This is a genomic window from Variovorax sp. OAS795, from assembly GCF_040546685.1.
In the GTDB taxonomy this organism is placed as follows: domain Bacteria; phylum Pseudomonadota; class Gammaproteobacteria; order Burkholderiales; family Burkholderiaceae_C; genus Variovorax.
The window spans coordinates 616,871-631,233 of record NZ_JBEPOH010000002.1 but is presented as its reverse complement, the minus strand read 5'-3'; the positions used below and the strand labels follow the sequence as shown (position 1 = coordinate 631,233).

Annotated in this window: 14 protein-coding genes and 1 pseudogene; 14 read left to right on the top strand and 1 reads right to left on the bottom strand. The window is 62.2% G+C overall.

Annotated features, from left to right (window positions below):
- The first annotated feature begins 253 nt into the window (after window positions 1–253).
- From ABID97_RS28555 to ABID97_RS28520, 8 genes and pseudogenes are all read left to right on the top strand, one after another.
- The gene (locus ABID97_RS28555) at window positions 254–1,066 is read left to right on the top strand and encodes a class I SAM-dependent methyltransferase (RefSeq protein WP_354402850.1); all 813 of its coding nucleotides are present in this window, start codon (window positions 254–256) and stop codon (window positions 1,064–1,066) included.
- Between the two features lie 84 nt (window positions 1,067–1,150).
- Window positions 1,151–1,555 carry a VOC family protein gene (locus ABID97_RS28550; RefSeq protein WP_354402849.1) on the top strand — a complete coding sequence of 135 codons (405 nt, stop codon included), beginning with the start codon at window positions 1,151–1,153 and terminating at the stop codon, window positions 1,553–1,555.
- 72 nt (window positions 1,556–1,627) lie between these two features.
- Window positions 1,628–2,029 carry a hypothetical protein gene (locus ABID97_RS28545; RefSeq protein ID WP_354402848.1) on the top strand — a complete coding sequence of 134 codons (402 nt, stop codon included), beginning with the start codon at window positions 1,628–1,630 and terminating at the stop codon, window positions 2,027–2,029.
- Between the two features lie 32 nt (window positions 2,030–2,061).
- Window positions 2,062–2,340, top strand: coding sequence for a hypothetical protein (locus ABID97_RS28540; protein ID WP_354402847.1), 279 nt, complete (start codon window positions 2,062–2,064; stop codon window positions 2,338–2,340).
- Window positions 2,341–2,389: 49 nt separating this feature from the next.
- Window positions 2,390–3,493 (top strand): serine hydrolase domain-containing protein, encoded by a 1,104-nt coding sequence (locus tag ABID97_RS28535; protein ID WP_354402845.1) that lies wholly within the window; start codon window positions 2,390–2,392, stop codon window positions 3,491–3,493.
- A 199-nt stretch (window positions 3,494–3,692) separates the two neighbouring features.
- Window positions 3,693–3,902, top strand: a pseudogene (locus ABID97_RS28530) (VOC family protein); the annotation flags it as partial.
- Window positions 3,903–4,685: 783 nt separating this feature from the next.
- Window positions 4,686–5,510: an alpha/beta fold hydrolase gene (locus tag ABID97_RS28525; RefSeq protein WP_354402844.1), complete on the top strand. Its 825-nt coding sequence runs from the start codon at window positions 4,686–4,688 to the stop codon at window positions 5,508–5,510.
- The gene (locus ABID97_RS28520) at window positions 5,507–6,559 is read left to right on the top strand and encodes a 2,5-dihydroxypyridine 5,6-dioxygenase NicX family protein (RefSeq protein ID WP_354402842.1); all 1,053 of its coding nucleotides are present in this window, start codon (window positions 5,507–5,509) and stop codon (window positions 6,557–6,559) included. Before ABID97_RS28525 ends, ABID97_RS28520 begins: the two co-directional genes overlap by 4 nt.
- Before the next feature lie 65 nt (window positions 6,560–6,624).
- On the opposite strand, the gene ABID97_RS28515 is transcribed toward ABID97_RS28520, so the two are convergent.
- Window positions 6,625–7,407, bottom strand: a complete 783-nt coding sequence (locus ABID97_RS28515) for an IclR family transcriptional regulator (RefSeq protein WP_354402841.1) — start codon at window positions 7,405–7,407, stop codon at window positions 6,625–6,627.
- Between the two features lie 237 nt (window positions 7,408–7,644).
- Here ABID97_RS28515 and ABID97_RS28510 point away from each other — a divergent pair, with 237 nt between their 5' ends.
- From ABID97_RS28510 to ABID97_RS28485, 6 genes are read left to right on the top strand one after another with little or no spacing between them, the layout of a single operon-like run.
- Window positions 7,645–8,619: a Bug family tripartite tricarboxylate transporter substrate binding protein gene (locus tag ABID97_RS28510; RefSeq protein ID WP_354402840.1), complete on the top strand. Its 975-nt coding sequence runs from the start codon at window positions 7,645–7,647 to the stop codon at window positions 8,617–8,619.
- Window positions 8,620–8,635: 16 nt separating this feature from the next.
- The gene (locus ABID97_RS28505) at window positions 8,636–10,936 is read left to right on the top strand and encodes a xanthine dehydrogenase family protein molybdopterin-binding subunit (RefSeq protein WP_354402838.1); all 2,301 of its coding nucleotides are present in this window, start codon (window positions 8,636–8,638) and stop codon (window positions 10,934–10,936) included.
- Between the two features lie 10 nt (window positions 10,937–10,946).
- Complete coding sequence (locus ABID97_RS28500) at window positions 10,947–11,774, top strand: SRPBCC family protein (protein WP_354402837.1); 828 nt, start codon at window positions 10,947–10,949, stop codon at window positions 11,772–11,774.
- Window positions 11,774–12,637 (top strand): FAD binding domain-containing protein, encoded by an 864-nt coding sequence (locus tag ABID97_RS28495; RefSeq protein WP_354402836.1) that lies wholly within the window; start codon window positions 11,774–11,776, stop codon window positions 12,635–12,637. Before ABID97_RS28500 ends, ABID97_RS28495 begins: the two co-directional genes overlap by 1 nt.
- A complete protein-coding gene (locus ABID97_RS28490) occupies window positions 12,634–13,146 on the top strand; it encodes a (2Fe-2S)-binding protein (protein ID WP_354402834.1) in 513 nt (170 codons plus the stop codon). The genes ABID97_RS28495 and ABID97_RS28490 overlap by 4 nt, the downstream gene beginning before the upstream one ends.
- Window positions 13,143–14,363 (top strand): FAD-dependent monooxygenase, encoded by a 1,221-nt coding sequence (locus ABID97_RS28485; RefSeq protein WP_354402832.1) that lies wholly within the window; start codon window positions 13,143–13,145, stop codon window positions 14,361–14,363. Before ABID97_RS28490 ends, ABID97_RS28485 begins: the two co-directional genes overlap by 4 nt.

Sequence of the window (14,363 nt, the reverse complement as noted above, 5' to 3'; positions counted from 1 at the left end):
GCCGGGGCTTCGGATGTCCAAAAGTTTAGGCGGCAGGCCACTCGCACCGATGCTGCAATGAGGGTGCTGCACGAAGCAGGCTGCGGTTGTGCGAGCCGCTACAAGCAGATCGTGCCGTGACGCATTTGCCGAACGCTTCGCGCCCGACGCGCGCAGCGGCTTCGGTGCGCGGGCGTTGACGCGGCCGCCGGCCGAGGCATAGCATCCGCCTGCACGGCTTTGCGCCCGAGGCCGTCCGTGCGGAGGGATTGCCATGAGCACCACATCTTCGACCTTCGTCGCCACCGACGGCGACGGCTATGAACGGCTGATGGGCCGCTGGAGCCGCGTCCTCGCGCTGCCCTTCCTGGACTTCGTGGGCACCGCGGACGGCGACCGCATCTTGGACGTCGGATGCGGCACGGGCCACCTGGCCTTTGCCGTGGCGCGCCGCACCGGCGCCGGCGAGATCCGCGGCGTGGACCTTGCGCCGCCCTACATCGAGCATGCCAGGCGCCACAACCAGGATGCGCGCATCGCCTTCGACGTGGGCGACGCGTGCGCGCTGCCGTACCCGGCACAGGGCTTCGACCGCGTGCTCTCGCTGCTGGTGCTGCATTTCGTGCCGGAGCCGGGCAGGGCGATCGCCGAGATGCGGCGCGTTTCGAAGCCAGGCGCGATCGTCGGCGGGGCGGTCTGGGATGTGCGGGGCGGCTGGATCTCCAACCGCATGTTCTTCGACACCGCGGCCGTGCTCGATCCCGAGGCCGCCCCGCGCCGCGCCCGCAACTACACGCGGCCCCTGACGCGGCCCGGCGAACTCGCCAAGGCCTGGCGCGAAGCCGGCTTCGAGCGCGTCGAAGAGACCACGCTCGCGATCCGCATGGAGTTCGCCTCCTTCGCCGACTACTGGGGCCCGTACGAAGGCAGGGACGGCCCCGGCGCGGAGTACGTCGCCACGCTGGACGCGGACGCGCGTGAACGGCTGAAGGATGCCGTGCAGGCGGCCTATCTCGATGGCGAAGCCGATGGTCCGCGGTCCTATGCGGCGCTGGCGTGGGCCGTCAAGGGCAGGGCGCCGGCGTAGCCGATCGCGCGGGCCGTTTCTTTATCCACAGGCTGGATTGCGCCCTGGGCACAATGGCGACCTCGGGTTGTCTCAGGAGCCAACGTGTTTTCCCATGTCTTTGTGAGCGTCGTGGATTTCGATCGCGCCTTTCGCTTCTACGGCGCCGTGATGGACAGCCTCGGTGTCGAGTTGCGCTTCTGCGAGCGAGAGAAGCCATGGGCCGGCTGGCACAGCGCAGGCGGCGCCCGCCCTCTCTTCGTCATCTGCAAGCCTTATGACGGACTGCCGCACCATCCCGGGAACGGGCAGATGGTTGCGTTCGCAGCGGCCTCGAGGGCAGCCGTCCGGGAGACGCACCGGATTGCGCTGGAGAACGGCGGCACCTGCGAGGGGCCCCCAGGGCTGCGCCCGCAGTACCACGAGAACTACTATGGGGCGTACTTTCGCGATCCGGATGGGAACAAGATTTGCGTCGTGTGTCATGTGCCGGCGGATGAGGGTGCCTGAAGCCAAGGGGACGGCAGAAAGCGGTCAGGGGCGGACGGTCAGCGCCCGTCTCCAATCCTTGAGAATCTGTCCATGTACGCCTTGAAAATCTCAATCAACGGACGGGAGCCTGTCACAGGCGGTGCGAACGACCTGTGTGTGCTCTCTGCCATCCTGTCTCTGACGGGAAAGCTGGGGCCTGAGGCAGAACCGCGTCGTGATGACGGGAGCGTCGACATTGACCTGCGTCTGGGAGGACTGACGGCACGCGCGAACGGTGCCGTGGATGAACACTTGGAGTGGCTGCGCACCAATTTGCAGGCTGGCGATGTGGTGAGCATTTGCATCGTCGAGACAAACCTTGCTGACCCAGTGATTTCTGGGCATGAGGCCGAACGCATCGCAGACGACGAACGAGCGTACTTCGAACATTGCAAGAAGGCGTATTTTGAGATGCGCGAAAAGTATGAGCCTACCGGGCCGACCGAGGAGTAAGGGCACGGTACGGCCAGACCCAGACATTCGATATGGCACCTCGCTTCTCCGTTGATTTCAACGAACTCCTTGAGCGCGATCTCATCATGCTGTCGCAAACCGATCTCCGAAAAGACATCAACGGCTTGCCCGTGCTACTCGTTGAAGGTCTACCCATTGAGGTCCAGGAAGAAAACCTCTATGACGACGGCACGCACGAAGTGCTGTTCGCGCGGGGGGTCGTCGAGGCCAACTCAACAGGCACCTGGCCCCACGTCAAGTGGTGCTGCCGATTCGACACCGACGGCTTCTCCGATATCGCAGGTAAATGATGCTTGCTGCAGGCCCGTTCGACCTGCCAGCCGGCGAGAGAATCCGGCCATGTCCAGTCTATTGAGCCGGCGATTTTCAGCACTAGCGATCACGCTGCTTCTGCCCTTCGGGTACGCTACCGCAACGCCTGCCGCGCCAGTGGTCTTCCCCGGAGCATCCTGGTCGGTAGCGCCCGAGGCTGAACCGGGCAGCACCTGCCGCCGCGACCTGGATGCCACTCGCAACTACGTACGCACACTGGACACCACCTCGCTCATGGCCGTGCAGGACGGCAGCGTGCTTTTCAGCGAGGGCCCGGTCCAGACCGTCAGCATCGTGTTCTCGGTGCGCAAGAGCGTGCTCTCGATGATGTACGGCAAGTACGTAGCCAGCGGCACCATCGACCTCGACCGCACGCTGGCCGACCTGGGCATCGACGACGTGGGCGGCTTGCTGCCGATCGAACGGCAAGCCAGGCTGCGCGACCTGCTCGCCGCGCGTTCGGGGGTCTACCACGCGGCCGCCAATGGCGGTGACGATGCGGCGGCCGCGCCCCCACGTGGATCGCATGTGCCCGGCAGCTACTTTTTGTACAACAACTGGGACTTCAACGCTGCGGGCACCATCTTCGAACGCCTGACCGGGCGAGACATCTACCAGGCGTTCGCGGACGATCTGGCCACGCCCCTGCAACTGGAAGATTTCGATCTGGCCCGCCATGCACGCAGCGGCGACGCGCGCCGCTCACAGCACTTGGCCTACCCCTTCTACCTGTCCACGCGTGACATGGCACGTCTGGGCTACTTGATGCTGCGCCAGGGCAATTGGCGCGGCCAGCAACTCGTGCCGGCCGGCTGGGTCAAGCAAATGACGCAACAGACCACGCCCGCTGCACAGATGCATCCACCGCACACGGCACGGCGCGGCTTCGGGTATGGCTATCTGTGGTGGCTGCTCGACGAGCCGCAAGACTCGCCGCTGAGCGGCGCCTATATGGCGTGGGGCGTTCATGGCCAGTACATCTTGGTCGTACCGAAGCGGGAGATGGTGATCGCGCACAAGCGGCAAGTGCCGGTCGCGGGCAACTGGAACGTCAGTTGGGTCGGTCCGACGGCGTTCCTGCGCGCAGCGCGGATGTTGGCCGCAGCACCCTGTCGGATGGGGGAGCGCTAATCTTGCTGTGCATTGGACAATGCTCGGCTCGATGACTGACCAGAATTTGACCGACCGACCGGCTCAGCCGGCCACAAGCCGTCGTTGAGGCCCGCCGTCAAAGCGAGCGGAGCAGCACCATCCACGAAAGCAGAAGGAGGTAAGTTGCAAGTCAAACGAATAGTCGCCAATTTCGAGGCGACCGACCCGAGCCGGGCCCGTACAGGTGAGCTTCGCTGCGGAAGGTGGCTCCGGCGCTCCGGTGCCGGACCTATCGATCGAAGTGGATGACTTGAATGCCGCACTCGAGGGCATAAAAGCCGCCGGCTTCTCTATCGAGTACGGCCCTACCGACGAACCTTGGGGAGTCCACCGGTTCTTCGTCCGCGATCCATTCGGGAGGCTGGTCAATATTCTCGCTCACGCATGAGCGCCGTCGGGAGCCATCGCTTCCCGGCGATACCCGAGGTCGGGCCCACATCGTGTCAACATCTCTCAGAGGCCCTTCGATGAGGGTGATCCGATCCTCTCGGCGTACCTGCCAGGTGGCGAGCGCATCGAAATGACCATGCCGCCGACCCAGCGTGCGGAATGATCTATCTCAACCTTCGCAAGCAGGCGCTCCGGTCGTTTGAGCTGCCGCAGTTTGTCGACAAGGGTTTGTGAGTAAACGCGGCATGTTCACTCGGCCACGGCGTGCGACGAGGACCACGCCAGAGTTCTCGATCGGCTCGAGCCGACCAGGTCGAACTATGGAATCTGGCGCGTGCTGGCGATTGGCCATCTTTCCTCTACAAGGCAGTTCCGATGTATGCGTTGCCGATCGTCAGGTGAGCTTGTCACTCAACTGCGGCGTGACGGTCGCCCAAAGCGGCTTTCATGAACGAAGGAGCAGGCATGGACCGGACCACACTAGACGCTCCTTATTCGCGAGGTCGAGCAGGTCCTGACGCGGGCCGATGTGGATCTCGCAGGCCTGGGTAGCCGCTGCGCCTTCACCGCGGCGACTTCAGCCATCGTTTGCTCACGCACCCCGCGGTTGCCGCGCCGGGGTTCTCTGAGAGTCGACGCCGCAGCGCGGCCGTGTGTGGGGGCACGCAACGGATCACCTGCCACGTGCTGAGTGGCGCCTTGTAGCGCTTGACGGAATAACATTCTGTGCAGCAGAATAACCCGTATTGCGCTTTCCTCGGCGGCGCCCTTGGAGAAAACCTTGAACTTCGGAACAGGAAAAGTGGCTCGTGCCAATGGCATTCGACAGCATTACCTGCATTTCCCAGGCGTTGGCCCTCGCGTGCTCATCGTGCCCGGCATCGTGAGCCCTGCAATTCTTTGGAGCCACGTGGGCAGGTGGCTCATGTCCGACCATGATTGCTTCGTGCTCGATGTTCGCGGCCGTGGGCTGTCCGAATCCGGGCCGCATCTGGACTACGGGCTGGACGCTTGCGCAGAAGACGTCGCAGCCTTCATTCGCGAAACACACATCGGGTCTGCGACATTGATCGGACATTCGATGGGTGCGCGGATTGCGCTGCGAATGTCGACGAAAGCTCCGGAACTCGTCCGCGCGCTCGTGCTTGTCGATCCACCTACCAGCGGGCCGGGGAGGAGGACCTACCCCATCCCCATCGCGCGCACGCTAGGCCTGTTGCAGGCGGCCCGCCAGGGAGAAGCGGCAGAAGCCTTGCATTCGAGCATGGCGGCTCCCTGGCCGGAGGATCTGCAACGCTTGCGCGCGGAATGGTTGTCGACTTGCGACGAGCGCGCTGTCTATGCGGCCTACGAGGACTTCCACTCTCAGGACATGTTTGCGGACCTCGCAAGGACGGAGTGCCCTGTCTCCCTGATATGCGCGGGCGAGGGCGGCGTGGTCTCCGATACAGACATCGAAGAGATGCGCCACCTGCGTCCAGATATGGAGGCGTTCCGTCTGGCAGGGGCCGGACATCAGCTGCAAGCAGAAAACTTCACTGGATTCAGCGAACTTCTGAGAGCCGCCTTGCGCCACCAATATCCATCGAACCAGGAAAAGAAATGAAACTTGATGTCGAGATGTTCGAGCTGTTCACTCGTGAGCTGGAGCTCTGCCGGGTAAAACCGGGAGAGAACATTGTGGTGCTGACGGCCGATGATGAATGGCAGGACCACGCGCAGGCATTCATGGCCGCCGCCTCGCACCTCGGGGCCACGACCTTCAACATGAATCTGCGCAGGGGCCAGCAAAACGCAGTCGGTGTGCAAGGACGGCACCCGCTGGTGGGCAATGCGCTCGCGATGTCCGCCCTGAAATCCGCGAGCATGGTCATCGATATGGTCGGCCTTCTCTTTTCGCGTGAGCAGGCGGAGATCCAGGCCGCTGGCGTGCGCATCTTGCGGGTAATGGAGCCATTCCATGTGTTGAAGCAGATGTTCCCGACTGCGGACCTGCAGCGTCGAGTCGAGTATGCGAAGGGGCTGTTGGAGTCTGCAAAGCAGCTGCGCTTCACCTCGGATGGCGGGACTGACATCGTCTACAAGCTCGGGCAATATCCGGTTATTTCAGAGTACGGATTCACCGCCGAGGCAGGGCGCTGGGACCATTTCCCGTCGGGTTTTTCTTTCACTCAAGGTGACGATGGCGGCGTGGACGGTGTTGTCGTAATGCAGCCCGGTGACATCCTTTGTGCATTCAAAAAGTACGTCGAATCGCCGGTGGCGCTGCATGTTGAGAAAGGCCACGTCGTTGAAATAACCGGGGAGGGGTTGGACGCCCAGCTCATCCGTAGCTACATCGACAGCTTCAACGACCCTCGGGCCTATGCCATCTCTCACATTGGATGGGGCCTCAATGAGAAGGCCCGCTGGTATCAATTTTCAGTGTCCCGCCAGCTGACGAGCGAGCACGTCATGAATGCGCTTTCCTTCTATGGCAACGTGCTCTTCTCGCTCGGACCGAACCTGGAGCTTGGCGGTACGAACGACACCGCGTGCCACCTCGATCTGCCCATGCGGAATTGCAACCTTTGGCTGGACGACGTGCAGATTCTGAAGAACGGCGACGTCATTCACCCGGAAATGCGAGTCGAACTCACGTCTTCTGGCGCGTGATGGGGCCAGTCTCTTGATTGCCACCGAGACTTGAACCGGCTTGCGCCGCAGACTGGCGCGCGATGCTAGGTCGCGCTCGCGGATGGCGTCGATGGAACCATGGCCGCAAAGTCAAATTTTGCGGATGCTGTTTCGAAAACGGCAGGGTCGCCACCGAGGCGCCGGGTCAAATCTGAGGCCGCCTTGAGCACGGCCAGCGACATGCCAGGTATGAAATCTGACGAAAAACGCGCGGACGGGCCAGAAATGGCCAAGGCGCCTCGCAGACTGCCCATGGGCCCGAAGACCGGCGCAGCAATTGCGCCAATGTCAGGCTCGCGCTCTCCAATGGTCACGATGAACGGCTGCTCGGGAAAGTTGGCCGGCGGAGTGAGCGCACGGTCGAAGCTGGACAGGACTCTGCCGGCAGCGCCCTTGTCCAAGGGCAGCAGGTCACCTGTCCGGATGTGATCGCGCACAGATTTGGGCGAGTCCACTCGAAACAGACACACCCGCAGATTGTCCTCCCGAGTAAAGAAGGAGGCGCCTTCGCCTGTTTCCTGAACCAACCGTCTCAGGATGGCGGGGACATGATCGTCGAGTCGCAGGGCCGCTTGATAGAGCCCCCCCCAATGCAGAAGCATCGAGCCTAGTTGATAGGTGCCGTCGTCCAGGCGAACGATGCAATGTTCGCGAATCAGCGAGGTCATGGTTCGCAGGATCGTGCTCTTGTACATCCCGGTGCGCTGCGCCAATTCACTCAGGTTGAGCGAAGTGTCGCCCGCGCGGAAAGCGTGGAGGATCGCAAAAGCTCTTTCCACCGCAGCAACGCCTCCGACCTTTTGCTCGTCTGTCTTTTCAGCTGCCATCAGTAGCTCTCCAAATATCTTCTAAGTTGTCTTCGGCTGAAGCTAAACCGATTGGCCGCCATTGCCATCTCCCACATAGCAAAAAGCCCGGGCCTTGATTCGAACCCGCCCCCAAATTCTGCTTGACATCATAGCGTGGCGCCAAACAGAATAGCGTTCCCTCAAACGATATCTCGTTCTGCTGTACGCAACGAACAAGATGGACTTTCTCGCTAGACCCATTTGTTGGAGTAACTGATGTTCACCATGAAAAAGCTGCTTGCAGCGTGTTGCGGTGTCGCACTGGCTGTACTTGCGAACTCGGTACAAGCACAGACCTTTCCCAGCAAAGCCATCACGATCGTTGCGCCGTACCCGCCGGGCGGTGCAACGGATCTCTACGCCCGTTCGGTGGCGAATGGACTTGCCGAGTTTGGGCAGCCCACAGTCGTTGACAACAGGGCCGGCGCTTCTGGATTGATCGGCGCCGAGTACGTCTCCCGGCAGCCGGCGGACGGGCACACGCTGCTCATCGGCGCGTCATCGATGTTTTCCATCCTGCCGCAGCTGTTGCCGCGCATGAAGGACGTTGCCAGCCATGTCGAGCCTGTTTCCATCCTGGGTTTCAATCCCTCCTATGTCGTCGTGCCAGCCTCGCTGCCGGTCAACACCATCCAGGAGCTCATCGCCTACCTCAAGGCAAAGCCAGGTGAGTACGCCTACGGTTCCGCCGGCAAGGGGACGTCCCAGCATGTGTTCATGGAACTGTTCAAGCAGCGTGCTGGGGTCGACCTTCTACCGGTCCAGTACAAGGGCAGCAGCCCCATGGTGGTGGACCTGATCGCTGGGCGGGTCGTGATGGCGATCGAACAGGGCCCAGCAGTGCTTTCGCAAATCAAGGCTGGCAGGCTCAAGGCCCTGGCAGTGACGACGGCCAAGCGGGCGCAGGCAATGCCAAACATTCCAACCCTCTCCGAGACGGTTCTTCCCGGCTTTGAAGCTGTCACGTGGTTCGCCCTCTATGCGCCCTCTGGCGTTCCAAAGAGCGTCATCGCGAAGATGGTTCCCCAGATTGCAAAAACCATGAACTCCGCAGAAGTTAAGGAGCGGATGCACGCAGTCGGTGTCGAGCCGACGTCCAGTTCGCCCGAGGAAGTCACAAAGCGTCAAGCCGCGGAGACGAAGACCTGGGCAGGCGTGATCTCCCAGTCGCGTATCACGCTGGACGAGTAGCTCTCTTCCTCTCGGTATGCACTCACATCCGAAACTTCCGCTCCATCAGGAGCCTCGTGCCGACTATCTCCAAAAGGTCACGGGTACGGCGATCTTCGCCAGCGACGTGGAGGTGCCCGGCATGCTGCAAGGGAAGATCTTGCGCAGCACGGTGCCGCATGCGCGCATCCGCAGCATCGACACGAGCGCTGCCTTGGCCATGCCGGGTGTGGTTGCGGTCCTGACCGGGGCCGACATGAAGAATCTGCCTGGGACCGCCAACCGGTGGGGCCTCTACCTGCGCGACCGCGAAGTGATCGCCATCGACAAGGTCCGGTACGTCGGCGATCCGGTCGCAGCGGTCGCGGCCATCGATGAAGTCACTGCCGAGGAGGCTGTGGATGCCATCGTCGTCGAGTACGACCCGTTGCCCTTCGTGACAACGGCAAGAGAAGCGATGGCGGAGGGCGCCGAACTTGTCCATCAAGACATGGACAAGTTGAAGGACTTCTACTTCCGGGGCGAAGCGAGTCCTGTGGAAGGCACGAACATCTTCCAACACTGGAAATACAGCAGTGGGGACGTCGACCAGGCCTTTGTGGCGGCAGCCCGCGTTTTCGAAGACACCTTTACCTTTCCGATGGTGTTCCATTTCGCGATGGAGCCGCATGTCAGCATCGCCGATTGGAAGCCGCATGCACTCGAGATCTGGAGCGGCGGCCAAACGCCTACCGCCATCGCGCGGGTTTGCTCGGAAACGCTCGGCGTTCCACTGGCATGCGTGCGCGTGCACTCGCCCTACATCGGTGGTGGGTTTGGAGGAAAGGCGTCGGTCAAGATCGATCCGCTTGTGGCGGCACTGTCCTGGAAGGCCCGGGCACCTGTGCGTGTTTGCCTGTCCATTGCCGAATCGATGCTGACCTGCAGACGCCTGGATGCCGAAATCACGCTCAAGACCGCGGTCGATCAAACCGGCCGGATTACGGCCAAGTCCATCAAAGCCGTACTGAACGGCGGAGCGTTTGCCGACACCGGCCCGGCGATCGCCATCAAGGCAGCCATACGCGCCATCGGCCCGTACCACATTCCCAACCTACAGCTGGAGTCATACGGGGTCTACACCAACACGGTTCCAGGCGCGGCCTTCCGATCGATCGGGGGACCTCAGGCCGTCTGGGCGACAGAGTCCCAAATGGACATCATGGCGGACGCATTGGGCGTAGACCCGATCGAGTTCCGCATGTTCAACATGGCGGACAAGGGGCAGATCATCAAACCGGATCTGCGTCCCCTGGACGTGGATATGCGCAATTCCCTGCGCAAGGCTGTGGGGGCGCTGGAGGCGCTTCCCGCGATGACGGCGCAACGGCGTCGCGGCCGAGGCGTGGCGGTCGGCGTGAGTGATCCGGGCATCATGCCTATCGGCGGGGCCACGGTGCGCCTGCGCGCGGATGGCTCGATCAACGTATCGGCAAACTCGGTCGAAATCGGGCAAGGCAATCGAGGTGTCCTGCGGATCGTTGCGCAGAAGATGCTGCGCCAGCCACTGCGCATGATTTCAGTCTCGGAGCCGGACACCCTGCTCGCGCCGTACGACTGGGGGACCGGCGCCAGCCGATCGACGGTGATCATCGGCCTGGCCGTGCAGATGGCCTGCGAAGACATCTTGCGCCAGATCGGCGAGACGGCCGCCACCGTGCTCGGGGGCTCGCCCGAGGACTACCAACTCGAAGAGGGGCGAATCGAAGGGCCGGCCGGATCGATCTCCATCCTCGAACTGCTCAGGCGCTTCAATGGCATGAGCGCTGGCGAGTTCCTTGGTGTCGGCCGGGTCAATTCGGAGACGAAGAACGGCGCGTTCAAGCTGGCCCCCCTGTTCTGGGAAACCGGCGCCGGCGCCTGCGAGATCGAGGTAGACGAGGGCACTGGCGCGATCCGACTGGTCCGCGTCGGAGGGGCCGCGGACCTGGGCTACGTCATGAATCCCAAGGCGGCCGAAGGTCAGGACGAAGGCGCCATGGTGATGGGCCTGGGTCACACACTCTTCGAGGAATACGTGTACGAGGACGGGCAGGTCGTGAACGGCACCTTGTTCGACTACCGGGTGCCGACCATGGAGGACGCGCCGTTTCATGTGGGAACCGTACTGATCGAAAGCCTTGACGGGCCAGGTCCGTTTGGCTCCCGCGGCGGTGGCGAAGGCGCCATCCTCCCCGTCGCCCCGGCCGTCGCCAATGCACTCTTCCAAGGCTGGGGGGTGCGAATCAAAGACCTGCCACTCACACCCGAGCGAGTCTGGCGAGCGCTCAAGGCGGCCAAGGCAGCCAAAGAAACCTAACGAGGACCACATGGATTTCAGGATTGACGCCACTCTCCCGGCATCGGCCGCCCAGCTCTGGGCCATCTTCTTCGATGTCCAGCGCGTTGCTGGCTTGATTCCCGGCTGCGAGAACGTGACGGAGGTCGAGCCGCTCAAGCAGTTCTCGGCGCTGATGAAACAAAAAATCGGCCCGTTCAAGCTGGAGCTTCCGACCACCATCGTACTTGGCGACTACACGCTGGATCGCCACGTCGAGCTCAGTGCCACCGGGCGCGATAAGTTCACTGGAACGACCATCGATGTCCGCATGAAGGTCAACCTCGATGAGAAGTCGGGCGACGGCGAGGTTGAGTGCACGCTGGGAATCGATGCGCAAATGCAGGTCGCCGGCCGACTCGCCTCGCTGGGTTATCCGGTCGTCAAGAAGCGCTCGGAAGAGCTCTTTGGCGAGTTCGAGAGGCGGCTGCGCAATGAACTGGCAGGCTTCTCGGAGCCCGTGTCCTCAGACGGTGCCACGCCTGTTGCTCCGATATCTCCCGCAGGCCCGGCTGCCGCCGCACCGGCGGAACGACCCATCTCGGGCGCACCGGTTGGGGCTCCAGCGCCATCGGCTTCGGTGCAAGCGGCTTCAATGTTGCATCCGCAACATGCGTACTCCTCCCAGCAGCATGCGCCGGCGTCCCGGCCTTCCCGCGGGGTTGAGCTGGTGCTGCAATGGCCGCGCGTTGGTGTCAGCGTGGCGGTTGCATGCGTGGTGGCGTATGCAGCGACGACCGCATTTGCCCAGTCACCAGGATGGTGGATCGTGGCTCCGATGCTGGGCGTTGCAGCCGGACTTGGACGGAGAGCCGACTGATGCGTCCAGCGCGCTTTGCGCTCCATCGGCCCACGAGCCTGCGCGAAGCGCTGGCGTTGAAGGCCGAGTTCGGAGATGCCGCCACTTTTCACGCCGGAGGCACCGAACTGCTGGTTGCCTTGAAGGCTCGGGTGCTGCAGTACGACCATGTCATCGACATCAAGCAGGTCGAAGAGCTGCGCGACATTCGCCTCCTCGATGACGGAACACTCAGCATTGGGTCGCTGTGCACGCATCACGTGATTGCCAATGATCCGCTCGTCCAGCAGCTGATTCCCGGCTATGCCCACCTCAGCGAGCATGTGGCGAACATCCGGGTTCGCGTCGCGGGGACCCTTGGCGGCGTCCTTTGCTTCGCGGAACCACACGCCGACGCGCCGACGATGCTGTGCGCGCTGGATGCTCGGTTTGCACTGGCCAGCACAACGGGTCGACGCGACATTTCCGCGCGCGAGTTCCACGTCGGCGAATTTGCAACGGCGCGCGAAGATGACGAGCTGCTCGTATCCATCGACGTGCCTCGACAGCTGCCGGGCGACAGATCTGCGTATCGACCGTTTGGCCACACCGAGCGTCCCGCCGTCGGCGTGGCCGCAGTCTGGTCGCCGCAAGGGCCGCAGCGCCTGCGTCTCTGGGTCGGCGCGATCGTCGCTGTTCCTGCGCCGCTGCTGGAGGCGCAAAAAGCCGCTGAGCGCCTACCGCCCGACGCCTCTTTCGAGGATGCATGGCGAGCCCTGGAATCGGTGATCACCGCGGAGGCCGAGAAGATGGATGCGCATGACGATCTCCATGGTGGTGCCGCATACAAGAGGCATCTGATCACGGTCCTTGCTCAACGCGCCCTCGAGGAGTGCTTGAAATGAACCAATCAACTGGAACCTTTCCGCTTGTCCGAGTGGATATGTCGCTGAACGACACGGAAAGGTCTGTCGAGATCGAGCCACGAGAACTCCTCATTGACGTGTTGAGAGAGCGCTTTCGAATGACGGGCACGAAGCGCTCCTGTGATGTACAGGTCTGCGGCGCTTGCACTGTCCTGGTCGACGGAATGCCCACCTCGAGTTGCACGACGCTGTGCGCGGATGTCCACAACCGCCATGTCACGACGATCGAAGGCCTGGCGCATGAAGGACGGCTGGATCCCGTCCAACGCGCATTCATCGCCCATGGCGCACTGCAATGCGGCTTCTGTACGCCTGGAATGATCCTGGCGGTGAAGTCGATGCTCTCGTTACACGACAACCCGTCGGAAGAAACCATTCGCCATTTCCTACGCGGCAACATTTGTCGATGTACGGGATACGTAAAGATCCTCGAGGCCATCAAGGACCTCGTGCAAAACCCACTGAGCTTCGAACCGGAGACGAAATGACTCAAGCTAGACAAAAGGCCAACAAGCCACATGTGATTATTGCCGGCGCTGGCATGGGCGGCTTGACCCTTGCCATTTCACTCCTGCGAAAGGGATGCGACGTCGATATCTACGAACAATCTCCTGAACTGCGGGAAGTGGGTGCGGGACTCTGGATCTCGGCGAACGGCAGCCGCGTCATGGCGGACCTGGGTCTGAAGGAAGCGCTGCAGGCAATCAATCTTCCACCCGAGGATCGCGTCATCCGTTTCTGGAAGACAGGCGAAGAACATTCTGTCTACAACCGAGACACCAACGATTCCAAGGCAGACCACACGCTAATCCAGGTGCTGCGTGGCGAACTGCAGCGCATGCTCTACGAGGCCGTCATCAAACTCAAGCCGAATGCGGTCCATTTCGGTGCCCGCTCCTTTGGCGCCGAGACGATCGGCGATCGCGCGCGGCTGTTGTTCGATGACGAAACCTTCGCTGAAGGCGACGTGGTGGTGGGTTGCGACGGCGCTCACTCGCGCGTGCGCCAATCGCAGTTCGGCCCAGCCCCCGCACGCTACACAGGTGCGGTGGCCTGGCGTGGCCTGGCACCGATGTCCAGTCTGAAACCTCAGCACAAGCGCGCCTTGGCGTCGACTTGGGTGGGCCCGACGGCGCATGTAACTTGCTACCCGGTTCAACGCAATGGCGAGCAGTTCGTGAGCTTCTCTGCCCAGGTAGACAGCGAAGTTTGGCAGACCGAATCATGGTCCGAGCGCGGCGAACTGGCCGATGCGCTGAAGGATTTCGAAGGTTGGAACCAGGACATCCTCGACCTCTTCATCAACTCCGAGAACCTCTTCCGGTGGGGCTTGTTCGTCCGGGACCCGCTCGAACGCTGGTCGAAGGGACGCGTGACATTGGTGGGCGATGCATGCCACTCGATGACGCCCTATCTGGGCATGGGCGTGAATGTCACGATGGAGGACGCGTATGTCCTGGCTCGGTGCCTGGAAGATCAGCCAGACGACATCGAAAAGGCGCTTGAGCGGTACGACAAGGCGCGCATCGAACGCACCAATCTGACAAAGGCCAGATCGATGGAAATGCTGAAAATCTTCCACGACCCGGCTTTGGAGAGAATCGAAACCGCTCGACCCTATATCGAAAAGAACTGGGCCCCCGACGTCGTGCGCCAGCGCTACGACTGGCTGCTTGCCTACGATGCGACGACTGTGGAGGTCTGA